The sequence below is a fragment of the Bradyrhizobium sp. UFLA05-125 genome (genome assembly GCF_059803515.1).
Genome location: NZ_JBANBJ010000013.1, coordinates 121,172 through 142,934, shown reverse-complemented (window position 1 = coordinate 142,934; position 21,763 = coordinate 121,172). Strand labels below are relative to the sequence as shown.

22 protein-coding genes are annotated in these 21,763 nt (G+C 64.9%); 9 read left to right on the top strand and 13 right to left on the bottom strand.

What is annotated here, in order from left to right:
- Positions 1–4: 4 nt before the first annotated feature.
- The 3 genes from SO156_RS15410 to SO156_RS15400 all read left to right on the top strand — a co-directional run bounded on the left by SO156_RS15410 (position 5) and on the right by SO156_RS15400 (position 3,086).
- Complete coding sequence (locus tag SO156_RS15410) at positions 5–391, top strand: YybH family protein (RefSeq protein WP_458147246.1); 387 nt, start codon at positions 5–7, stop codon at positions 389–391.
- Between the two features lie 88 nt (positions 392–479).
- Complete coding sequence (locus SO156_RS15405) at positions 480–713, top strand: DUF2171 domain-containing protein (RefSeq protein ID WP_458147245.1); 234 nt, start codon at positions 480–482, stop codon at positions 711–713.
- Positions 714–806: 93 nt separating this feature from the next.
- Positions 807–3,086, top strand: a complete 2,280-nt coding sequence (locus SO156_RS15400; protein WP_498535376.1) for a ComEC/Rec2 family competence protein — start codon at positions 807–809, stop codon at positions 3,084–3,086.
- Between the two features lie 8 nt (positions 3,087–3,094).
- On the opposite strand, the gene SO156_RS15395 is transcribed toward SO156_RS15400, so the two are convergent.
- The 4 genes from SO156_RS15395 to SO156_RS15380 form a co-directional block, all read right to left on the bottom strand.
- The gene (locus tag SO156_RS15395) at positions 3,095–3,532 is read right to left on the bottom strand and encodes a hypothetical protein (protein WP_027522621.1); all 438 of its coding nucleotides are present in this window, start codon (positions 3,530–3,532) and stop codon (positions 3,095–3,097) included.
- 214 nt (positions 3,533–3,746) lie between these two features.
- On the bottom strand, positions 3,747–3,953 hold the full coding sequence (locus tag SO156_RS15390; RefSeq protein WP_458147243.1) for a hypothetical protein: 207 nt from the start codon (positions 3,951–3,953) through the stop codon (positions 3,747–3,749).
- A 168-nt stretch (positions 3,954–4,121) separates the two neighbouring features.
- A complete protein-coding gene (gene lexA, locus SO156_RS15385; protein WP_458147242.1) occupies positions 4,122–4,820 on the bottom strand; it encodes a transcriptional repressor LexA in 699 nt (232 codons plus the stop codon).
- 175 nt (positions 4,821–4,995) lie between these two features.
- On the bottom strand, positions 4,996–6,207 hold the full coding sequence (locus SO156_RS15380) for a molybdopterin molybdotransferase MoeA (RefSeq protein ID WP_458147241.1): 1,212 nt from the start codon (positions 6,205–6,207) through the stop codon (positions 4,996–4,998).
- A gap of 226 nt (positions 6,208–6,433) precedes the next feature.
- Here SO156_RS15380 and SO156_RS15375 point away from each other — a divergent pair, with 226 nt between their 5' ends.
- Positions 6,434–6,610 carry a hypothetical protein gene (locus tag SO156_RS15375; protein WP_458147240.1) on the top strand — a complete coding sequence of 59 codons (177 nt, stop codon included), beginning with the start codon at positions 6,434–6,436 and terminating at the stop codon, positions 6,608–6,610.
- Between the two features lie 101 nt (positions 6,611–6,711).
- On the opposite strand, the gene SO156_RS15370 is transcribed toward SO156_RS15375, so the two are convergent.
- The 3 genes from SO156_RS15370 to SO156_RS15360 all read right to left on the bottom strand — a co-directional run bounded on the left by SO156_RS15370 (position 6,712) and on the right by SO156_RS15360 (position 8,857).
- Positions 6,712–6,915, bottom strand: coding sequence for a hypothetical protein (locus SO156_RS15370; RefSeq protein ID WP_458147239.1), 204 nt, complete (start codon positions 6,913–6,915; stop codon positions 6,712–6,714).
- 169 nt (positions 6,916–7,084) lie between these two features.
- Entirely contained in the window at positions 7,085–7,714 is a 630-nt protein-coding gene (locus SO156_RS15365; protein ID WP_458147238.1) for an HAD-IA family hydrolase, read from the bottom strand.
- Between the two features lie 9 nt (positions 7,715–7,723).
- The gene (locus SO156_RS15360) at positions 7,724–8,857 is read right to left on the bottom strand and encodes an alpha-hydroxy acid oxidase (protein WP_498535375.1); all 1,134 of its coding nucleotides are present in this window, start codon (positions 8,855–8,857) and stop codon (positions 7,724–7,726) included.
- A 296-nt stretch (positions 8,858–9,153) separates the two neighbouring features.
- Between SO156_RS15360 and SO156_RS15355 the strand changes: the two genes are divergently transcribed.
- The gene (locus SO156_RS15355) at positions 9,154–10,494 is read left to right on the top strand and encodes a S41 family peptidase (protein ID WP_498535374.1); all 1,341 of its coding nucleotides are present in this window, start codon (positions 9,154–9,156) and stop codon (positions 10,492–10,494) included.
- Between the two features lie 236 nt (positions 10,495–10,730).
- Here SO156_RS15355 and SO156_RS15350 read toward each other — a convergent pair whose 3' ends face one another.
- Positions 10,731–13,448: a bifunctional diguanylate cyclase/phosphodiesterase gene (locus SO156_RS15350; RefSeq protein ID WP_498535383.1), complete on the bottom strand. Its 2,718-nt coding sequence runs from the start codon at positions 13,446–13,448 to the stop codon at positions 10,731–10,733.
- A 320-nt stretch (positions 13,449–13,768) separates the two neighbouring features.
- Here SO156_RS15350 and SO156_RS15345 point away from each other — a divergent pair, with 320 nt between their 5' ends.
- A complete protein-coding gene (locus SO156_RS15345; protein ID WP_498535373.1) occupies positions 13,769–13,933 on the top strand; it encodes a Flp family type IVb pilin in 165 nt (54 codons plus the stop codon).
- Here SO156_RS15345 and SO156_RS15340 read toward each other — a convergent pair.
- Entirely contained in the window at positions 13,914–15,167 is a 1,254-nt protein-coding gene (locus SO156_RS15340) for an MFS transporter (protein WP_498535372.1), read from the bottom strand. The two genes, SO156_RS15345 and SO156_RS15340, sit on opposite strands and share 20 nt — an antisense overlap.
- Before the next feature lie 96 nt (positions 15,168–15,263).
- On the opposite strand from SO156_RS15340, the gene SO156_RS15335 reads away from it, so the two are divergent.
- Complete coding sequence (locus SO156_RS15335) at positions 15,264–15,857, top strand: CGNR zinc finger domain-containing protein (protein ID WP_498535371.1); 594 nt, start codon at positions 15,264–15,266, stop codon at positions 15,855–15,857.
- A 72-nt stretch (positions 15,858–15,929) separates the two neighbouring features.
- Here SO156_RS15335 and moaC read toward each other — a convergent pair whose 3' ends face one another.
- From moaC to SO156_RS15315, 4 genes are read right to left on the bottom strand one after another with little or no spacing between them, the layout of a single operon-like run.
- Positions 15,930–16,439 carry a cyclic pyranopterin monophosphate synthase MoaC gene (moaC, locus tag SO156_RS15330; protein ID WP_498535370.1) on the bottom strand — a complete coding sequence of 170 codons (510 nt, stop codon included), beginning with the start codon at positions 16,437–16,439 and terminating at the stop codon, positions 15,930–15,932.
- A gap of 1 nt (position 16,440) precedes the next feature.
- Positions 16,441–17,259: an indole-3-glycerol phosphate synthase TrpC gene (trpC, locus tag SO156_RS15325; RefSeq protein ID WP_498535369.1), complete on the bottom strand. Its 819-nt coding sequence runs from the start codon at positions 17,257–17,259 to the stop codon at positions 16,441–16,443.
- 7 nt (positions 17,260–17,266) lie between these two features.
- On the bottom strand, positions 17,267–18,280 hold the full coding sequence (gene trpD, locus SO156_RS15320; RefSeq protein WP_458150320.1) for an anthranilate phosphoribosyltransferase: 1,014 nt from the start codon (positions 18,278–18,280) through the stop codon (positions 17,267–17,269).
- A gap of 17 nt (positions 18,281–18,297) precedes the next feature.
- Entirely contained in the window at positions 18,298–20,196 is a 1,899-nt protein-coding gene (locus SO156_RS15315) for a peptidylprolyl isomerase (RefSeq protein WP_498535368.1), read from the bottom strand.
- Positions 20,197–20,404: 208 nt separating this feature from the next.
- Between SO156_RS15315 and tpiA the strand changes: the two genes are divergently transcribed.
- Complete coding sequence (gene tpiA, locus SO156_RS15310; protein ID WP_498535367.1) at positions 20,405–21,160, top strand: triose-phosphate isomerase; 756 nt, start codon at positions 20,405–20,407, stop codon at positions 21,158–21,160.
- 156 nt (positions 21,161–21,316) lie between these two features.
- Entirely contained in the window at positions 21,317–21,706 is a 390-nt protein-coding gene (gene secG, locus SO156_RS15305) for a preprotein translocase subunit SecG (RefSeq protein WP_458150317.1), read from the top strand.
- Positions 21,707–21,763 lie beyond the last annotated feature (57 nt).

Below are 21,763 nucleotides of genomic sequence, written 5' to 3'. Positions count from 1 at the left end.
CCGCATGCCAGATGACGCCGACGCCATCGTTTCCGCCATCATCGCGAAATGGTCCGCCGGCTTCGCAAGGCTGGATGCGCCGGCACTGTCGTCGCTGTATTCGAGGAACGCGTTCTTCTTTGGCTCCAACCCAAAGTTCTATCGGGGCAGGGATGGTGTTGCCGATTATTTCAACGGCTTGCCGCGCTGGCATTCGCCAAATGCGACCTTTTCCGAAGTGCGGGCGGCGCAGGTCGGGCCGGACCTGATCAACATGGCCGCGATTGTCTCCTTTGACCTTGCCGGGGAACGCCCGGAGCTTTCGGTCAAGATGAGCTGGGTCATCATTCGTGAGGACGGTGACTGGAAAATCGTCAATCACCACGCCTCGTCGCGCGCGCCGCTGATCTGACAAGCGTGCCGTGCACGGCATCGTCATTTCGACGAGAGAAACGAACCTGCCTCTTCCGGCGTTGTGTGGGTCCAACGAGGATCCCACCATGCAAGAGATCGCAGAGCACATGGAAGTGATCGGCGCCGACGGCGTTCATATCGGTACCGTCGACCGCGTCGAGGGCAACCGCATCAAGCTGACCAGGAAGGACAGCGGAGAGGGCAGCCACAAGGGCCATCATCATTTCATCGACAAGGGCCTCGTTGCCGATATCGAGGGCAACAAGGTCCGGCTCTCGGCCAAGGCGGCGGTGGCGGTGACGATGGAAGAGGAAAAGTAGCGGCCCCTCGGCCGGTTCCCTTTCTGTTCCGCTATTCGCATCCCCACACCTTCCGGTAGCCTCCGCACCCGTCGCGTATTGTAAGGTGCAGGAATGGCGGAGCCTCCCCGGCCACACCGCTCGCAAGGGATCGCCGGGACATGGCCAACGGGCCGTGCCTTTCCGGCCGGCGGACTTGTGCCAGCAGGCTTTGGCGCGTGGTCGTCACTGGCCGAGACGTTGCGCGGATGGGCGAGCGCGGAAGCTGGCGCCGGTCGGCTGCTGCCGTGGGTGCCCGTGGCCTTCGGGAGCGGGATTGCACTCTATTTTGCTGCCGACCACGAACCTGTGCTCTTGGTCGCCGCGATCACGGCGCTGGTGCTCATGGCAGGTAGCCTGCTGTTGCGGCGGAGCCGGTTGTTCGCGCCCGCCATCATGATCGCCGCGATCGCCGCAGGCTTTGCGACGGCGACCTGGAAGACGGCGCGCATCGCGCACACAGTGCTGGCCAAGCCGCTCTATTCGGTGGCGCTGTCCGGCTTCGTCGAGACGCGCGATATTCGCGAGCGGACCGACCGCTTCGTGCTGCGGGTGACTACGATGGAGGCGCCGCGCGGCGACATCCAGCTCGAGCGCGTGCGGCTGTCTGTGCGCAAGGGCACAGCGCCGGAGGTCGGCAGCTTCGTGCAACTCAAGGCGCGGCTGATGCCGCCGCTCGCGCCGCTGCGTCCCGGCAGCTATGATTTCGCTCGCGACATGTTTTTTCAGGGCATCGGCGCGTCCGGCTTTGCGATGGGGGCGATCACGGTTGCCGCGGCACCGGAGACCGGAGGCTTGCGGCTGCGCTATGCCGCGATCATGCAGGGCCTGCGCGATGCAATCGACGCGCGTATCCGCGCCACGCTCGACGGCGACAATCGTGCGATCGCCACCGCGCTCCTTACCGGGCGGCGCGATGCGATCACCGAGCCCGTCAACGACGCGATGTTCATCTCCGGCCTCGGGCACGTGCTGTCGATCTCCGGCTACCACATGGCGGTCGTCGCCGGCGTGGTGTTTTTTGCGGTACGCGCGCTGCTGGCGTTGATCCCGGGATTTGCGGCGGGCCATCCGATCAAGAAATGGTCCGCGGCGGCAGCACTTGTGGCCGCTGCGTTTTACCTGCTGCTGTCCGGCGCCGAGGTCGCAACACAGCGCTCTTTCTTCATGACAGCGGTAGTGCTGATCGCGGTGATAGTCGATCGCCGCGCCATCACCTTCCGCACGCTGGCGGTTGCCGCGATGATCGTGCTCGCTGTTGCGCCGGAGGCCCTGGTGCACCCGAGCTTCCAGATGTCGTTCGCGGCAACGCTTGGTCTTGTCGCGCTGGTGCAGATCGGCATGCCGAAGCTGTTGGCCTCGCCCGACGACTCCGCCACCGCGCGCATCGCGCTCTGGGGGGGCCGCGAACTCGTCATGCTGCTGATGGCCTCGCTGATCGCGGGGCTCGCAACGACCCCCTATGCCGCCTTCCATTTCCACCGCGTCACGCCCTACGGCGTGCTCGCCAATCTCGCGGCGATGCCGGTGGTCTCGGCGCTGGTGATGCCCGCCGGACTTTTGGGGCTGATCGCAGCGCCGTTCGGGCTCGACGGCGTGTTCTGGTGGTTGATGGGGATCGGCATCGACTGGATGGTCGTCGTGACGCGCTGGGTCGCGGCGTTGCCGGGCGCGGTCGGACGCATCACCGCCTTCGGCGCCGGTCCGCTGATTGCCGCCAGCATCGGCCTCGTCGTGATGGGCCTGTTGCGGACGCCGCTGCGCTGGACGGGTGTCGTCGTGTTGGCGCTCGCGATCGGCTGGGCGCTGCATATGCGCCAGCCCGACATCCTGATCGCAGGCGACGGCCACAGCGTCGCGGTGCGCGGCAGGGACGGCCAACTGCACCTGATCCGAACCGGCAAGGACAATTTTCTCCTCAAGGAGTGGCTTGCGGCCGATGCCGATCCGCGCAGTGCGACGGATCCGTCGCTCGCCGACGGCGTCTCATGCGACGAGGCCGGCTGCGTGACACCGCTCGCCGATGGTCGCCTGGTCGCGCTCTCGCTGCGTGTCGATGCGCTGGCGGATGATTGCAGCCGCGCCGCGCTGGTGGTGACGGCGAAGCCGGCAGCAACCGATTGCACGGCGATGGTCGTGGATCGCGAGCGTCTGAAGACGCAAGGAGCGCTCGCGCTATCGCGCGAGGGCGACGGTTTCACGCTGCGAACGGTAAAAATAAGGGGCGCAAACCGCCCCTGGTCGCCGGCCGGGGCCGGCGATAGTGATTTCGAGCTCAGCCTCGCACCGCGGCCGGCTACTCCACGCAGCAAGGATGCTACGCCGTCGGAGGCCGACCTGCAGGCCGAGAATTGAAAGACGCGTCAGCCGATCGGCAGGCGTGTCGTAGGCGTCGTGGTGGTGTGCTGCTCGACGGCGGGCTGCTCAGTCTTCTCGCCGAGCGGCTGCGTTACCGGCAATTGCAGAACCGTGGCACGCTGTCCCTCGACGAGCTGCGTCACCAGTACGTAGTTGCCGTCGGGGAATTCGATCGCATCATGATGACGATCGGGAATGTGCGGATCGACCTTACCGAACTTGCCGACGCGGGAATTGACGGTGCGCGTCCAGATCCAGCGATTGTCGTAGCGGACGTTGTCGGCGAAGGCGAGCTCGGTGCCGGGCAGGAGGCAGACGGCAACCGAGAGATCACGCTCCGACGCAAATCCACGCGTCGAGGTGCCGCGGAAGGTTGTCGTGACGATCGTCTCGCCGACTTGAGCGGGGCGGGTCGCAACGGCATGTAGGCTGTAGTCACACATCGGAGTGCTCCTCATGCGAGATAGCAGGTCCGCGCCCCCCCGGAGGCGCAGGCCTCTATCAGAGTTGGAAGCCTTGGAGTGTATCGCTTTTGTGGGCAAATCTGCGGCCCGTCTGCGCGTCGCCCGATCACATTATCTTTCCCGGCACACCAGGAACAAAGCCTCGCGCCGCCAGTCTATCTTGGTTCACGCCATTCACTTACGCGAGCTTCCATCAGCGGCCGGCAGGAGCGGAGTACCCCGAATAGGGCCATCTCACCTGCGCCGCAGGTGCGATCGCATTGTTGGACTTGCGGAATGGCGCGCTGGTTGCCGCGTGCTCTGCCTTGCGGGCGCCATGCTGGTGTTGCGCTGCATCGCTCGCGGATGCCGATTCCGCGATCAAGGCTGCCGAGATTGCGCTCAAAATCATCTGCCGCATGGGTTTTGTCCTCTGCATCGTGCACAGCGCATTCGCGCCTGCCATGCTCGAGGATTAGCTTCGCGCAGGTGTGGGGATAATCACAATGGAAGCGAAAACACCATTTTGCCGGAGCGGACAATCCGTCCGCCCGCATCGTTGCGCAATAACCGGCAATCTGGCGGGCAATCAGTACTTCCGGTACAGCCCGATCAGCTTGCCCTGAATCTTCACCCGGTTCGGCGGCAGGATGCGCACCTCATAGGCGGTGTTGGCGGGCTCCAACGCGATTGACGCGCCGCGACGGCGGAAGCGCTTGAGCGTCGCTTCCTCATCGTCGATCAGCGCCACCACGATGTCGCCGGTGTCGGCGGTCTCGTTGCGCTGGATCAGCGCCATGTCGCCATCCAGGATGCCGGCGTCGACCATCGAATCGCCGCGCACTTCGAGCGCGTAGTGCTCGCCCGAGCCGAGCATGTCCGGAGGCACGCTGATGGTGTGGCTGCGGGTCTGCAATGCCTCGATCGGCGTGCCGGCTGCGATCCGTCCCATCACGGGCACGGCGACGGGGCGATCGCCGTCGTCGACGGGAGCGCTTACGCCCCGCACCTTGCCGAGATTGCCTTCGATGACGCTCGGCGTGAAGCCGCGGCGGCCGGCGCCCGCGGCCTGAAGCTCGGGCAGCTTGATGACCTCAATGGCGCGCGCGCGGTTGGGCAGGCGACGGATGAAGCCGCGCTCTTCCAGCGCAGTGATCAGCCGGTGGATGCCCGACTTCGAGCGAAGATCGAGCGCGTCCTTCATCTCATCGAAGGAGGGCGGCACGCCGCTTTCCTTGAGGCGCTCACTGATGAACCGCAGAAGCTCGTATTGTTTGCGCGTTAACATCTCGACCAAATCCCCCGGTTGATGTCGTTCGATTCCGAGACGCCAGATTCAGCAGAAGCCGCTAGATGCTCGAAACAAATCATGAACGGACACTATATGTTCGATATGTGTTCCGCAACCACTTAATTTTGGGTGAACGCAGCGAAGTTCGCGCTACACGTGAATCAGATCGCCCTCACAAGGGCAGCCGCAACACCTCGCAAGGCGTGCCTGCTTCAGCCTTCGGCGCGAACGGCGCGCGCACGAGAAGTGCCTGTGCCATAGCGAGATTCGCAAGCAGTGAGGAGTCCTGGTGGTTGACGGGAACGGCCACGAGCGTGCCGTCCTCGCGCTCCTCGAGCCGGGCGCGCAGATAATCCTCACGGACGTCGTTGGGCCCGACGTCGCGCCCGAGCACGGCGCGCTCGCGGCGGTGATGAACGCGAGAGCGGCCAGCAAGCGCGCGAATCAACGGCACCATGAACAGGAAGCCGCAGACATAGGACGAGACCGGATTGCCGGGCAGGCCGATCACCCGCATCGCGCCGAGACGGCCGTGCATCATCGGCTTGCCCGGCCGCATCGCGATCTTCCAGAACGCCATCTCGAAACCTTCGGCCTGAAGCGCCGGCCTCACCAGGTCGTGGTCGCCGACTGAGGCCCCGCCGGTCGTGATCAGGATGTCGGCGCCGCTCTCGCGGGCGCGGCGGATGCCGGCGCTGGTCGCCGCAACGGTATCGGCGGCAATGCCGAGATCGACCGTTTCGGCGCCCTCGGCCCGCGCCAGCGCGTGCAGGGCATAGCCGTTGGAAAAGACGATCTGGCCCGCGCCCGGCGTTGAGCCCGGCATCACGAGTTCGTCGCCGGTCGCGAGAATCGCGATCCTGGGCCGGCGACGGACGGCTAGCTGCGGATGGTTCATGCCGGCGGCGAGTGATAGGTCGCGTTCGGTGAGCCTTGCTCCTTCTCGCAGGAGCACGTCGCCTTCGCGGAAATCGACGCCGGCGGGACGGATGTGCCTTCCAACGATCGCGGCCTCCTTGACCGTGACGCGCCTGCCGTCAGCGACTGTGTCCTCCTGGATTACCACCGCGTCCGCGCCATCGGGCACTACGCCGCCCGTGAAGATCCGTACTGCCTGACCCGCACCGACCGTTCCCGCAAACGGTCGTCCTGCTGCGACCTCGCCGATCACGGTGAGCTCTGTGCCCACCTCTGCCGCATCGGCAGCGCGCACCGCATAGCCATCCATCGCCGACATCGCCTGCGGCGGCTGCGTGCGCCGCGCCGCGACGTCGCGCGCCAGCACGCGATGGTAGGCCGCATCGAGCGCAACCATCTCGTCGGCGACAGGCTCGACGCCCGCGAGCACCGCATCGAGCGCGTCGGAAACCGGCATCAGGGCCACGGGCTGAACTCCTGCTGGGCAAATCGTAAGGACAGGTCGCGTTGCGTTCTAGCCGAGTGCGGGCGTCGAGGCAAAAGGCGCGAACGCGAAGGTGGAGATGAAATGTCTTTCCAGCAGCAGGACGGCAGGATGCCCTTTGGGACAATATCGCCTCGTTCCGCTTCCGGCTCAGAATTGCTGCGCGCCCGCACGCAAGGCGCGTCGGGAGACGTCCGGGAGAACCCTGATGGCAGAGACTTCAAAGCTGTCGGTTGAGAAAGCGCTCGAGAAGCTGCGCGGCGATGAGCCGCCGAAGTCGCGGAGCGCAAAGCTCGATGAGGAGATCGAAGCGCTCAAGGAGAAGACCAGCCGCATGCGCGCGCAACGGCAGCGTCTCGATCGGCCCAAATCCAAGCGCAGTTGAGTGCGCTTACCTTGGCCGCCGCGCGATCGTCTCAATGACGAGGAAGACCGGGATAATGGTGGCCAAACATACCACGGCGACGACCAGGCTCACGGCTAGCATCAGGTGGCTCCCGTTTCATTGTCCGGATCGACGTCGGGCGCCTTCAGGCTGTGATCCATTTCGGGCAGGGGGTCGCCCTGCGATTTCAGATCCGCCGCCTTGCTGACCAGCTTTGCGGACAGCTGCGAATTCGACGTTGATTTGGCGAACTTGAGAAGAATCGAGGCTTGCTTGTTGAAATATGCCTTGCCCAACACGATCACGCGTCCGTTGTAGAAAATCCCAACGGGCATATGACTCCCGACGCGGTGATCCGTTCCGGGAACTCTGTGCAAAAATACACAGAATAAGTTGGTTCCACATTTTGCTAAAAAAGTTCCCGGAAGAAGCTGGAACCAAAGACTGAGCTACCGCAACAATGCGGCCGCGCTCTCAGATACCGAGGGCCTTCAGCGTCTCGCCGACATCGCGAGGCGACGTCACGTGAACCGCCGTCAGACCGCGGGCCCGCGCGCCTTCGACGTTTTCCGCGAGATCGTCGAAGAACACGATTCGCTGCGCCGGCACGCCGATCGCGGCGACGACATGGTCGAAGGCTTCCGCATCGGGTTTGCGCAGGCCGATGCTGGAGGACAGGTACATCTCGCGGAAATGGCCGAGCACGTCAGCATACTCCTTCGAGAAATATTCCACATGCGGCCGGTTGGTGTTGGAGAAGGCGTAGAGCGGCACGTGCTGTGCGGCGCGCGGCAACAGGTTTGAGATGTCGGGCATCTCGCCCGCGAAGATCGCATTCCACCCCTCCAGGAACTGCGCGTCGGAAATCTCGATCCCGAGCGAGCGCCGCAGCGAGTCGAAATAGACCTCGTCGCTGATCTTGCCCATCTCGTGCAGCCGATAGGATTCGCTGTCCCGCACATAGCGCGCGACGATGGCTTGTGGCTCGCAGCCGGCATGTCCCGCCCAGCAGGCGATCGCCTTGGAGAAATCGATGTCGAGCACGACGCGACCGAGATCGAACAGAAGCGCATCAGCGCTGCCGGGACAGAGGAGGGAGGTCATCGCATCCTTTCAGTAACGATAAGGCTCGATATCCAGAAGCGGAAACGCGCTGAACACGCTTGGTGCGTTGGTGGCGGTCGCCGGATGCAGGCAGGATGCGTTCACTTCGGCAAACGAAGTGGCGCCCAGCAGCCCGAGACAGCGCAGTACTTCGTCTTCCAGCAGCTCCAGCATCCGCGAGATGCCGGCTTCGCCGGCTGCAGCCAGCGCCCAGCACTGCAGGCGCCCGATGCCGACGAGGTCGGCGCCCATGGCGATCGCCTTGACGATATCGGTGCCGCGGCAGAAGCCGCCGTCGACCATGATCTTCGCGCGCCCCTTCACGGCATCGACGATCTCCGGCAGCACATGCATGGCGCCGCGGCCATGATCGAGCTGGCGGCCGCCATGGTTGGAGACGTAGATCCACTCGACGCCGTGATCGACCGCGATCTGCGCGTCCTCGGCCGTCGCGATGCCCTTGATGATGAGCGGGATCTCGAACTTGTCCTTGATCAGCTTCACGGTCCGCCACTCCAGGCCCTTCTGGTAGTCGCCGCCGGTGGCGCGCAGCCGGCTCTCGCGAACATAGCGCTTGGCGATGTCGCGTTCGCGACGGCTGTAATGGGCTGTGTCGACCGTCAGGCAGAACGCGGCATAGGTGCTTTTCACCGCGCGGGCGACGACATCCTCGACGAAGGCGTCATCGCCGCGGACATAGAGCTGGTAGAAGCGTAGCGCATCGGGAGCCGCTTCCGCGGTCTTCTCGAGGCCCGGGTCCGACACCGAACTCAGCATGTGCGCCGCGCCGAATGCGCCGGCGCCACGCGCAACGGACGCTGCGCCATGCGGATCGAAGATTTCGAGCGCGCCGACCGGCGCCAGCACCACCGGCAGGCGCATCTTGCGGCCGAACTGCGCGACGGAACCATCGACGTTGCGCATGTCGCGCAGCACGCGCGGGCGGAAGGCGATCTCGTCCAGGGCCATGCGGTTGCGGCGCATCGTGGTCTCGGTCTCGGCGGCGCCGACGATATAGTCCCAGGCGTTCTGGTTGAGGTTGGAACGCGCCTTGCGGATGAATTCGTGCAGGTTCTGGAACGGCTCGTCGCTGGCGCCCAGTTCGATGTTTCGTTGGGACCGGACGCGGGGCGCTTCGTTCATTGTTATCCTCCCGAGAATTTGAAGCCTTATTCCATCGCCTAACCGGTTCGGCGCGCCAAAACCATCCCAAAATCGCATAGCTTGAACGCAGAGCCGGGCGGGTCGATTCCCCGCCCCCGGCGCGAACCGGCCGATGAACGTTGCCAAAAGTTTAGGCTGGGACGAAGGGATTTTTGCCGGATGCAAGCCGACGTCGCGGACCGGCCTTGAAGAAACCAGAATGGTATTGTGAGACACGGGTTGGATCGCCATTTGCATGGCGGCTCCCAACCGCCAGCGAAAAGGCCAATCAATCCATGCGGAAAACCCTGCTGTTCCCCCTCGGCGCGCTCACCGGCGCGTGTTTGACTCTGCTGGCGACCTCTCCGCAAGGCGGACATTGGGTGGCGAGAGCGGCGGCGGGCGCGGACGATGCCTATTCGCAACTGAACCTGTTCGGTGAGGTCTTCGAGCGGGTCAAGGCGAGCTACGTCGAGAAGCCCGACAACGCCAAGCTGATCGAGGGTGCCATCAACGGCATGGTCACCTCGCTCGATCCGCATTCGCGCTACATGAACGACAAGGCCTGGACCGAGATGCAGGAGACCACCTCCGGCGAGTTCGGCGGGCTCGGCATCGAGGTCACGATGGAGGAGGGCCTCGTCAAGGTCGTGGCGCCCATCGACGACACGCCGGCCTCCAAGGCCGGCCTCCTGTCCGGCGACCTCATCAGCAAGATCGATGGCGAGGCCGTGATGGGCATGACGCTCGAGCAGGCCGTCAACAAGATGAAGGGCCCGGTCGACACCAAGACCAAGCTCACCATCGTGCGCAAGGGCGCCGACGCGCCGCTCGACGTCGCGATCACGCGCGAGATCATCCATGTGCGCCCGGTCAGGTTCCACACCGAGAGCGGCGATATCGGCTATATCCGCGTCACCTCGTTCAACGAGCAGACCACCGACGGCCTGCGCAAGGCGATTGCGTCGATCTCCAAGGAGATCCCGCAGGAAAAGCTCGCAGGCTACGTCGTCGATCTCCGCAACAATCCGGGCGGGCTGCTCGACCAGGCGGTTTCGGTGTCGAGCACCTTCCTCGCCCGCGGCGAGGTGGTGTCGACCCGCGGACGGAACCCGGAAGAGACTCAGCGCTTCTCAGCGCATGGCGGCGACCTCACCAAGGGCAAGCCGCTGGTGATGCTGATCAACGGCGGCTCGGCTTCCGCGTCCGAGATCGTGGCCGGCGCGCTGCATGACCACAAGCGCGCCACTCTGATCGGCACGCGCTCGTTCGGCAAGGGCTCGGTGCAGACGATCATCCCGCTCGGCACCGGCAGCGGCGCGCTCGCGCTGACCACCGCGCGCTACTACACGCCGTCGGGCCGCTCGATCCAGGCGCAGGGCATCGCGCCCGACATCGAGATCCTCCAGGACGTCCCGCCGGAGCTGAAGGGCCGTGTCGACACGATGGCCGAATCCCAGATGCGCGGCCATCTCTCCGCAGCCGACGGCAGCGAGCAGACCGGATCGCAATCCTACGTGCCGCCGGAAGAGAAGGACGACAAGGCGCTACACGCAGCTTTCGACTTCCTGCACGGCGTGACCGCGAACGCTGCCACGGCAGCGCGACCGACGCCGAAGGCAGCGGTGCCAAACTAGGCTCTAAAGCGCGATGAGATCAGAATGAATCATGATCGCGCTTTAGGTTGTTGTTTGAGCATGATCTTCTCGGAAAACCGCTTCACACTTTTCCGGATCATGCTTTAGGCCTCGCGTCGTGGTTCGCAGGGTGGGCAAAGCGAAGCGTGCCCACCTCGTGTCTCGCCGCGGATACAGAAGCGGTGGGCACGTCGCTGACGCTCCTTTGCCCACCCTACCGCATCTCGGCCTACAGCCTAGCTTGCTTGGCGGCGGCTCTCGTGGTCGCTTCGCTGGGAGAGACGGCTGCGGTGGAGCGTAAACAGCTCCTGCACCTTGTCGACTGGCTTCGCGGCGCTGAACAGATAGCCCTGCATTTCGCTACAGCCGAGCGCGCGGAGCAGGCGCTGCTGTTCCTCGGTCTCCACGCCCTCCGCGGTCGTGGTCATACGCCGCGCAGCGGCGAGGTTGACCACGGCCTGCACGATGCTGGAGGAGCCATCGGGGCGGGCGATATCCTCGACGAAGCAGCGATCGATCTTGATCTTGTCGAACGGGAAGCGGTGCAGGTAGCTCAGTGACGAGTAGCCGGTGCCGAAATCGTCGAGCGCGATGCGCACGCCGATGGCGCGGAGCTGATGCAGGATGGCGAGCGCGGTGTCGTCGTCGCGGATCAGCACGGCCTCGGTGATCTCGAGCTCGAGCCGGCTTGCCGGCAGGTTGGAGGCGGCGAGCGCCGCCATGATCTTCAGCGCCAGCGTGCCGCTCTTGAACTGCACGGGCGAGACGTTGACCGCTAGGCGGATGTCATCCGGCCAGGTCGCAGCATCCCGGCACGCCGTCGTGAGCACCCACTCGCCGATCTCGTTGATGAGGCCCGTGTCCTCCGCGATCGGGATGAACTCGGCGGGCGAGACCATGCCGCGCTCCGGATGGCGCCAGCGCACCAGAGCCTCGCAGCCCGTGATGGTGTCGTCCTTCAGGCTGAGGCAGGGCTGATAGAACACTTCGAGCCCGCCATGGGCGATGGCATGCCTGAGGTCGGTCTCGAGCTGCCGCCGCTCACGGACCTTGGCATCCATCTCCGGCTCGAAGAAACGATAGGTGCGGCGTCCGGCGGCTTTGGCGGCGTACATCGCCAGATCCGCATTCTTCAGGATCTGATCGAGCTCGGTGCCATGGTCCGGCGCCAGCGCAATGCCGATCGAGGCGTCGGTGGTGAGGTGGTGGCCCATGCGGTCGAACGGCTCGCGGATGGCGGCGAAGACCCGCGCCACGAGATCGGTGACGTGGTCAGGCGAGTTCACGGCGCTCTGCACGATCGCGAATTCGTCGCCGCCGAGGCGGGCGACGAATTCAGTCCCGCCGGCGCAACGGTTCAGATGCGCGGCGATCGATTTCAGCAGCTCGTCGCCGACGAGATGGCCGAGCGCGTCGTTGACGCCCTTGAATTCGTCGATGTCGATGTAATGCACGGCGATCTGCTCGCCGTCGGCGATAGCATCCAACGCGTTCCGCAGATGCTCGTGGAACATGGTGCGGTTGGGCAGGTCGGTCAACGCATCGTAATGCGCAAGATGGGTGATGCGCTCCTCGGTGCGGCGGCGCTCGGTGATGTCCTCATGCGTGGCAACCCACCCGCCGTCGGCGAGAGGCTCGTTGACGATCTGGATCGAGCGGCCGTCGGAGGTGTCGATCACCATGGAATTGCGGAGGTGGACGTCGCGCAGCACGCGCGCGACATAGCGGTCGACGTCGCCGGCGAATGAGCCGGTCGCCTTGCGGTGCGCGATGATGTCGTGAAAGCTGCAACCGGGCCTCACGACGTCGGCCGAGAGGCCGTACATCTCGAGATAGCGCTGGTTGCAGACGATCAGCCGTTGCGAGGCGTCGAACAGCAGGAGCCCCTGCGTCATGTTGTTGACGGCACGGTCGAGCCGCTGCTTCTCCAGCGTCAGCCGTTCCCGTGAAAGGCGGTGCTGTGCGGAAAGTTTGCGAACCACGGCGATCAGCAGCGCAGTGATGGCGAGCGCGGCGGCGATGGCGATCGAGACCAGGAGTGCGATCTGCTCGCGCCAGTCCGCGAGCGCCGCCGTTCTCGTGTTCGTCGCGACCATCACGATCGGGAAGTGGGGCAGGGCGTGCGACGAGATCAGGCGATCGTCACCGTCGACCGTGCTTGTGAAGCGGCCAGTGAAGTGATAGAGGTCGAAAACCTTCTGCTGCGCCTCGGGGCCGATCTTGAAGTTCTGACCCATGGCTTCGTCGACATGGGGGTAGCGGGCGAGCAGCGTGCCGTCGCGGTGAAGCATCGAGATCGTCGCGCCTTCGCCGAGCGCAACGGAGGCGAAGAATTTCTCGAAACTGGCAGGCTCGATGCCGCGGCCGACCAGGCCCAGGAACTCGCCGTTCGGGCCAGTGACTTTGCGAAGGATCAGGATCGTCCACATGCCGGAGACGCGGCTATGGACGGGTTGGACCAGCATGTCCGGCGCGCGCGGATCGGATTTGAAAGTTCGGAAATAGGCGCGGTCGGCGACATTGACCTTCGGCGGAGGCCAGACGAGCGAAGAGTTGATCAGCTCGCCGTCGGCGTCGAAGATGTTGACGCCGCCCACGTAGGACAGCGCCTCCATCTTGGAGCGAAGCGTCCGATGGACGTCCCGCGTGGACAGGCGCCTGCGATAGTCTTCGACGCTTGCGATGCCGCTGGCGCGCATATTCGTGATGAGGTCTTTCTGGATGACCTCGAAATCCTGCAGCTGCTGGTCGAAATGATGAGCAAGGAGCAGCGCCGTGTTATCCAGCTCGCGCGCACTGTTGCGCAGCGCGCGCTCGCGGAAGTTCTGGGCCATCAGCGTCGCGCCGATCGCGATCGCCGCAATCAGCAGCATGCCGCCCACCACCAGCCAGCGGATCGGTCCGCTGCGGGTCAGTGCCGTTTGACCGAGGAGGCGACTGCCGAATTCCGTCATGTTCTGAAACGCTGCCGTGTACACGCCAGGATCAGTTCTTGAACCCGGAAACATCCGTTGGTTTACGGGAACGATGTGGAGGCGACGTTAGGAATCGCGGTTAATGAAAGATGAATCGACGCGAGAGTCCTAAGGCGCGCGCGATGAGCAGGGCCAGCAGATATTGCCGGTGCGGTGTATCTGGGCAGTCAATTCTTGCCGGTTATGTCCGCGTCAATCGAAACTTAACCATCTAACGTGCTGGCGATGCTCGCGCGCGCGCTGGCACGACATTTGCGAGTTGTCCCGTCATCCCACGGAGAGGACAGGATAACGAGATCATGAAGACGACGTTGCAAAAGTTCATTGCCGACGAGTCCGGCGCCACCGCGATCGAATACGGCCTGTTCGCCGCCGGCATTGCGCTTGCCATCATCACCGTCGTCAACGGGCTCGGCACCAAGCTCAACAGCAAGTTCGGATCGATCAGCGCCTCACTGCGCTGATCGTCCGCGTTGCACTCCGCAACAGCGGCGCCGCCGCGATCAGCGCCGCGACGACATTTGCGGCGGCGCTGATCAGGATCGGCAGCGTGTAGCTGTGCGTGGCGTCGTAGGCGAAGCCTGCGGCGGTCGGCCCGATCAGCGTGCCGAACGCGACGCTGGTGTAGAGGATGCCGATGATGCCGCTGACGTTGCGTCCGCCGAAATGGTCCATCACGACGGCGGGGAGCACCGCGACCCAGCCGCCGTAGAACACGCCATAGGCGAAGGCGAAGCCGGCGAGCGCGAAGGCGCCCGCCGAGATCGCCCAGATCGCCATGGCGAGCGCCATGCCGAGCAGGACCATGATCAGCGACCGGTCGCGGCCGATCCGGTCGGCAAGGCCGCCGAGCAGGAACCGCCCGGCGGTACTGCCGACGCCGATCGTGCCAAGCAGCAGCACGGCGGACGAGGTCGCAACGCCGTGATCGCGTGCGTAGGGCACGAGATGTACGAACGGGACGAAAGCGCCGAACGAGCAGACCAGGCACGACAGATAGAGGCCTGCGAACCGCGCCGAGCGCACGGCCTCCAGCACCGCCGCGCCTCCGCTTCCAATCGAGCGTGCTGCCTCGGGCGGGGCGCCGTCCGGGCCGAGGCCACGGTCGCGCGGATCGTTCTCGAGCAGCAATGAAATCCCGCCGCCCAGCACGATGGCGACCGCGGCGAGCACCAGATAGGCCCCGCGCCAGCCGACTGTCGCGATCAGCAGCGCTGCTATCGGCGGCATCGCCAGTGTGCCGAGCCCGATGCCGCTGACGGCGAGACCGGAAGCAAATCCGCGGTGTTTGACGAACCAGCGCTGCACCGCACCGATCGCGGGGACGTAGGCGCAGCCGACGCCGAGGCCTATTCCGAGCCCGTAGGCGAGATAGACCTCGGTGAGGGAGTGCGCCGCGCTTGCGGCCGCAAGGCCTGCGGCGACCACAATCATGCCCGTCACGGCCAGGGGACGCGCGCCGAAGCGGTCGGCGAGCGGGCCGCTGACGACCCCGAGCGCGAAATACAGAAAGCCCGCGATCGAGAACACCAGCGAAACCGAGCCGCGCGAGGCGCCGAAGTCGCGTTGGAGTGGTTCCAGGAACGCGCTGAACGTATAGGCGGAACCGAAGCCGACGAACGTCACCGCGAAGGCGGCGGCGACAACGAGCCAGCCGTAGAAAATGCGATAGTGGGTGAATGTCGTTGTGTCTGCCATCTCGGTCTCCATGGTGTGACGCGCCAAATGACACCAGTAAACGAATTATACAAATGTCGGTTGCGGTCAACCAGTAAAAATGATTTACTAGTGTCCATGTCGAAGCAATCCCGGAAATTCAAAGTTCCCGACGAGCTGGCCGCGCTCTACGACTTCGCCAATTCGCTCGATGTCCGCCACTTCTTGCATTTCGGCGTACAGCATCCGCAGAGCGATGCGCTTTCAGGCCCGAAGGAGCTCGGGGAGTGGTTGGCGGAGCACGGCATGGGCGAGGGCGGCGCTAAGATCACGCCAGCGATGTTCCAGATCACGCTGCGACTGCGCGAGGCGCTGCGCGCCTATCTGCAATGCGAGCCGGCCGAGCGGCGCAGGAACAGGGATGTTCTCGGTGCACTCGATGGCGCGCTCGAGCCGTTTCCGTTGCGGGTGGAGGCACGTGCGGGCCGCGGCGCAACGCTCGCAGCGGTGCGTCAGGATGCCCTTGCGGGCTTGTCGGCGATCGCCATCGAGTTTCACGATGGCACGCTTGCCGGCACGCTGGACCGGCTGAAGATGTGTGCGTCGGAGGAATGTCGCCGCGTGTTCTACGACCGGTCGAAACCGTCCACCCGGCGCTGGTGCATGTCGACGCTGTGTGGCAACCGGATGAAGACGCGCGCTTACCGCGAGCGCCAGCGTGAGGCGAAATAGTTCAGTGCGTGCGCTTTATTGATTGAGCATGATCTTGTCGGAAAACCGCTGCACACTTTTCCGGATCATGATCTAGGCGCGGTAGTGGCCGGACTTGCCGCCCTTCTTCTCGACGAGATGAATTCCCTCGATGCGCACGCCGCGCTCTACCGCCTTGATCATGTCGTAGATCGTGAGGCAGGCGACCGAGACCGCGGTCAGCGCCTCCATCTCAACGCCGGTGGGACCAGTGACCTTCACGGCGGCGCGCACGTGGCACCCCGGCAGCTTGTCGTCGGGCTCGATGTCGACGGTCACCTTCGACAGCGCGAGGGGATGGCAGAGCGGGATCAGCTCCGAGGTTCGCTTGGCCGCCATGATGCCGGCGATGCGGGCGGTCCCGAGCACGTCGCCCTTCTTGGCGTTGCCGGAGCGGATCAGATCGAGCGTCGCCCTGGTCATGACGACGCGTCCTTCCGCGACGGCGAGCCGCTCGGTCGCGGGCTTCTCCGACACGTCCACCATCCGCGCCTCGCCGGAGGCGCCGATATGGGTGAGGGCGGGATTTGCCTTCGCTTTGGTCTTGGACGGTGAACGCGCCATCTCAGCGCATGCCCGTGGCGCGCGGGGCCTCGCGCGACAGGAGCGCGCGGGTGGCAGCCGTCACGTCGGCTTGTCGCATCAGGCTTTCGCCGACGAGGAAGGTCGACATGCCCACGCGCTCGAGGCGGGCGAGGTCAGCGGGTGTGAAGATGCCGCTTTCGCCGACCATCAGCCGCCCCTCGGGGATCAGCGGGGCCAGCGTCTCACTGGTCGCAAGCGTGGTTTCGAAGGTCCGCAGGTTACGATTGTTGACCCCGATCATCGGTGAGCGCAGTTTCAGCGCGCGGTCGAGCTCGCTCGCGTCATGGATCTCGACCAGGACGTCCATGCCGAGCGACAGCGCGGCATCCTCGATATCTTTTGCCACCGCATCGTCGAGCGCGGCCATGATGATCAGGATGCAATCGGCGCCATAGGCGCGGGCCTCGACCACCTGGTAGGTGTCGAACAGAAAATCCTTGCGCAGCACCGGCAGCGACGTCGCCGCGCGCGCTGCGACCATGAAGTCGATATGCCCCTGGAAGGATGGCGTATCCGTCAGCACCGACAGGCAAGCAGCGCCGCCGGCCTCGTAGGCCTTGGCGAGCAGCGGCGGGTCGAAATCGGGACGGATCAGCCCCTTGGAGGGGGACGCCTTCTTGACCTCGGCGATCAGCGCATAGTCGCCATTGGCGAGCTTGTTACGGATCGCGCGCAGAAAACCGCGCGGCGCAGAAGCGACCTTGGCTTTGGCTTCCAACGCGGCCAGCGGCTGCGCGCACTTGGCTGCTGCGATCTCCTCGCGCTTATACGCCTCGATCTTGGTCAGGATGTCCGACATGCGAGGCTCAGCTATTGGAGACCGCGATCAGGTGTTTTAGCCGCGCCGACGCCGCGCCGCTGTCGATCGACTTGGCGCCGAGCGCCACACCTTCCTTGATATCCTTGGCATGTCCGGCCACCACCAGTGCGGCAGCCGCGTTGACCAGCGCGACATCGCGATAGGCGCTGGGCTTGCCGTCGAGCACGCTTTGCAGCGCGATCGCGTTGGCGTCGGCATCGCCACCCTTCAGGCCGACCGCTTCGCAGCGCGGAAGGCCTGCGTCCTCTGGGGTGATCTCAAAGGTCTTGATCTCGCCCTTGTGCAGCGAGCTGACGAAGGTCGGGCCGGTGAGGGTAATCTCGTCGAGTCCGTCGGAGCCGTGAACCACCCAGACCGAGTCGGAGCCGAGATTCCTCAGCACCTGCGCCAGCGGCTGCACCCATTGCCGGGAGAACACGCCGACCATCTGCCGCTTCACGCCGGCCGGATTGGACAGCGGTCCGAGCAGGTTGAAGATGGTGCGGGTGGCGAGTTCGACGCGGGTTGGGCCGACGTTCTTCATTGCGGGATGATGCGCGGGGGCGAACATGAAGCCGATGCCGCATTCGCGCACGCAGCGGCCGACGTCCTCGGGCTTGAGGTCGATCCTCACGCCGAGCGAGGCCAGCACGTCGGCTGCGCCCGAGCGCGACGACAGCGCGCGGTTGCCGTGCTTGGCGACCGGCACGCCGGCGCCCGAGACGATGAACGACGCGCAGGTCGAGACGTTGACCGAGCCCGAGCCGTCGCCGCCGGTGCCGACGATGTCGACGGCATCCGCCGGTGCGTCCACGCGCAGCATCTTGGAGCGCATCGCCGAGACCGCGCCTGTGATCTCGTCCACGGTCTCGCCGCGCACACGCAGCGCCATCAGAAGCCCGCCCATCTGCGAGGGGGTGGCCTCGCCGGACATCATGGCATCGAAGGCGGAGGCTGCTTCGTCACGCGACAGGCTGGCGCCGGTCGCCACTTTTCCGATAATCGATTTCAGGTCGTCCATCGCGTGCTTTCAACTGATTACTGGTTCGCGCCCGTCACCTGCGCGAAGGCGGCCTGATTAATGGTGGTTCCGATGTTGGTTTCAAGCTTGTTGACGTAGGACGCGACCTGCTCGTCGGTGAGCGAACGGTCGAGGCTCTCCTTCAGCTTGGCGATCCCTTCGGAGACGAGATCGACCGGCGGATCGACGATGTCGGTCACGCGGAAGATGATGACCTCGCCGCCCGCACCCGGACTCTGGCCGACGCCGTCCTTGGCGGTGCGGAATGCGGCCGCGACCAGGCTCGACGGCACGCCGGCGGGGGTGTCCTCGCGCTTGAAGCTTGCGGCGGTCTCGACCTTGGCGTTGATGGCGGCGGCTTCGTCCGCGAGCTTGCCACCCTGTTCGAGCTTCTGCACGATCTCGGTCGCCTTGGCGCGCAGCTTGGTCGTGATCTGGTCCTGACGCCAGCGTGCCTCGACCTGGTCGCGGACCTCGTCGAGGCTACGCTCGCGCGACGGCGTGATGCCGAGCACGTCGTACCAGACATAGCCGCCGCGGAATGAGATCGGATCGTTGTCGACGCCGACATCGCTGTTGAAGGCTTGCGACACCACGTCGAGCCCTTGCGGGATGTTGGCGACCGGCTGGCCGTTCGGCGTGCGGCCGGAGCGGTCGACGGCCTCGATGGTCACGGCAGCAAGCCCGAGCTTCTGCGCCGCGTCGATGACGCTGGAGCCGCCGCCGCGCTCGTCTTCCATCTTGTCGCGCAATTCGGCGACCTTGGCGCGGGCGCGTTCGGCTGCGATTTCCCGTTTGATGTCGCCGGCGAGGTTGGCGAAGTTGGCCTCCGCGCCCGGCTCGATCTTGTCGACCTTGACCAGCGCCACGCCGAAGCGGCCCTGGACGGGCTGGCTGATCTCGCCAGCGGGTAGCGCAAAGGCGGCGTCCGCCACCGCCGGATCGAGGATCGCGGATTTGGTGACGAGGCCGAGATCGGAGTCCGCCGCGCTAAGCCCGCGCTCCTTGGCGAGGTCCTCGAACGACGTTCCGCTTGCGAGCTTGGTGCGCGCAGCTTGCGCCTCCTCGACCGTCGGGAACACGAGCTGATGCACCTGGCGCTTCTCCGGCGTGCCGAGCCGGTCCTTACGCTGCTCGAACACCTTCTTGGCGTCGTCGTCGGAGACGTCGGTCCACTTGCCGATCTCTTCCGGCGAGATCACGACGAAGGAGATCTTGCGGTATTCGGGCGCACGGAATTGGACCTTGTGGTCCTCAAAATACGCGGCGAGCGCCTCGGGCGAGGGCGGATCGATCGTGCCGGCCTGCGCGGCGTCGAGTTTGACGAATTCGATGGAGCGCTGCTCGTTCTGGTAGCGGCTCAGCGCATCGATCATGGTCTTGGACGGCTCGAGGCCCGCGCCGATCGTGCCGGTGATCTGTCGGCGCAGCGACACCTTGCGCTGCTCGGCGGTGTAACGCTGCTCGGTATAGCCGAAATTGCGGATCATGGCCTGGAAGCGCTGTGCGTCGAAATTGCCCGCTGCGCCCTTGAAGTTCGGGTCGTTCATGATCATCCGGCGGAGCTCATCGTCCGACACGCCAAGCCCGAGCCGGCGGGCCTCTTCATCGAGGGCGGCTTCCGCGATCGCCTGCTGGAGCACCTGGCGGTCAAGGCCGAAGGCGTGCGCCTGCTCTGGTGTCAGCGGGCGGCCGAGCTGGCGGCCGATCTGCTGCATGCGGTCGGTATAGATCTGACGGAATTCGTTCAGCGAAATCTCCGTGTGGCCGACTTTGGCAACCGTGGACTGCCCGAAGCCGCGGAAGATGTCGGCGATGCCCCAAATGCCGAAACTGATGATCAATACACCCATCACCACGGCCATAATCGTCTTGCCGAGCCAGTTTGATGAGGCCTTGCGCATTCCTCGAAGCATTGCGTCCAACTTATTTGGCAGGAGGGAACCGGGCGCGCCTTAAAGCAGATTCCGCAAAAGCGCATCACCGAATTGATATGGCATCATAAAGTGGCGGCTTTCCCCCCGCAACCTGCCGCTCCCTTAAGCTGTGTTAACAGGCCGGGTCTGGAACTGGGACGCCCGGTCTGCTAGCGCATGCCCGACCTCATTTCGCTGGAATTTGGACATGACAGACGCCATCCGACCGCTGATCGCCGGAAACTGGAAGATGAATGGCCTGAGGGCCTCCGCTGCCGAATTCGACGCCATGCTCGCCGGCGCGGCAGAGGTCGCCGCCAAGGCGGATCTCCTGGTCTGTCCGCCTGCGACGTTGATCTCAGCCTTTGCGGCCAAGGCGGCCGGCAAAAAGGTCGCCGTTGGTGCGCAGGATTGCCACCCCAAGGCCTCCGGCGCCCATACCGGCGATATCGGGGCTGAAATGCTGGTGGATGCGGGCGCTTCCGCCATCATCGTTGGCCATTCCGAGCGCCGCGCCGACCACGGCGAGAGCGATGATTTGGTGCGGCAAAAGGCCGAGGCCGCCTGGCGGGCAGGGGTGATCGCGATCGTCTGCGTCGGCGAGACGCAGGGACAGCGTGATGCCGGTCAGACCCTGGATATTTTGCGGGGCCAGCTCAATCTGTCGCTGCCGGACGGCTCAAAGGCCGACAATCTGGTTGTGGCCTATGAGCCGGTCTGGGCGATCGGCACGGGCCTGACCCCCACAGCCCAGGATGTCGAGCAGATTCATGGCTTTATCCGGGAACTGTTGACCTCCCGCTTCAGCCACGAGGGGGCGAGGATGCGCATCCTCTATGGCGGCTCGGTCAAGCCGTCGAATGCGGCCGAATTGATGGCGGTCGAGAACGTCAACGGCGCGCTGGTCGGCGGTGCCAGCCTCAAGGCGGCCGATTTCCTTGCGATCGCCAAGGGCTGCCCTTAGCTAACCGGCAAAGCGCAGGCGGCTCAAAGCGGAGTCCGGACCCATCGGGGGTGGCAATGCCAGTCCTGATCGTGTAACACCGCGCAACTTCAGGAAAACCCGCAAAGCGCGATGGCTGCCGGCACCGGCGCTGTCGGCTTGTGACGGAAGGGTATCATGCAGACCGTTGTAATCGTTATCCATCTCATGATCGTCGCCGTGATGATCGGCGCCGTGCTGCTGCAGAAGTCGGAAGGCGGCGGCCTCGGCATGGGTGGAGGCGCAGGCTTCATGTCGAGCCGCGGCACCGCGAATCTCTTGTCGCGCACGACCGCGATCCTGGCCGCCGGTTTCTTCCTGACCAGCCTCTTCCTGTCCTGGTATGCGGGGTATGACCGCAAGCCGTCTTCGATCATTGGCCAGCCGGCATCGCAGTCTCAGCCCGCCGGTGGTGCGGCTCCGGTGGCGCCGCCGACCTCGGGCGGTGTCCTCGATACGCTGAAGAAGGCGGACGAGCAGCAGCAGAATCAGGCACCTGCCGGTCCGCAGCCGCCACGTTCGCAATAAAGCAGAGGGGCCATGCAGGACAACGCCTAGCGTCCTGCATCAACAATCCCCATCAAG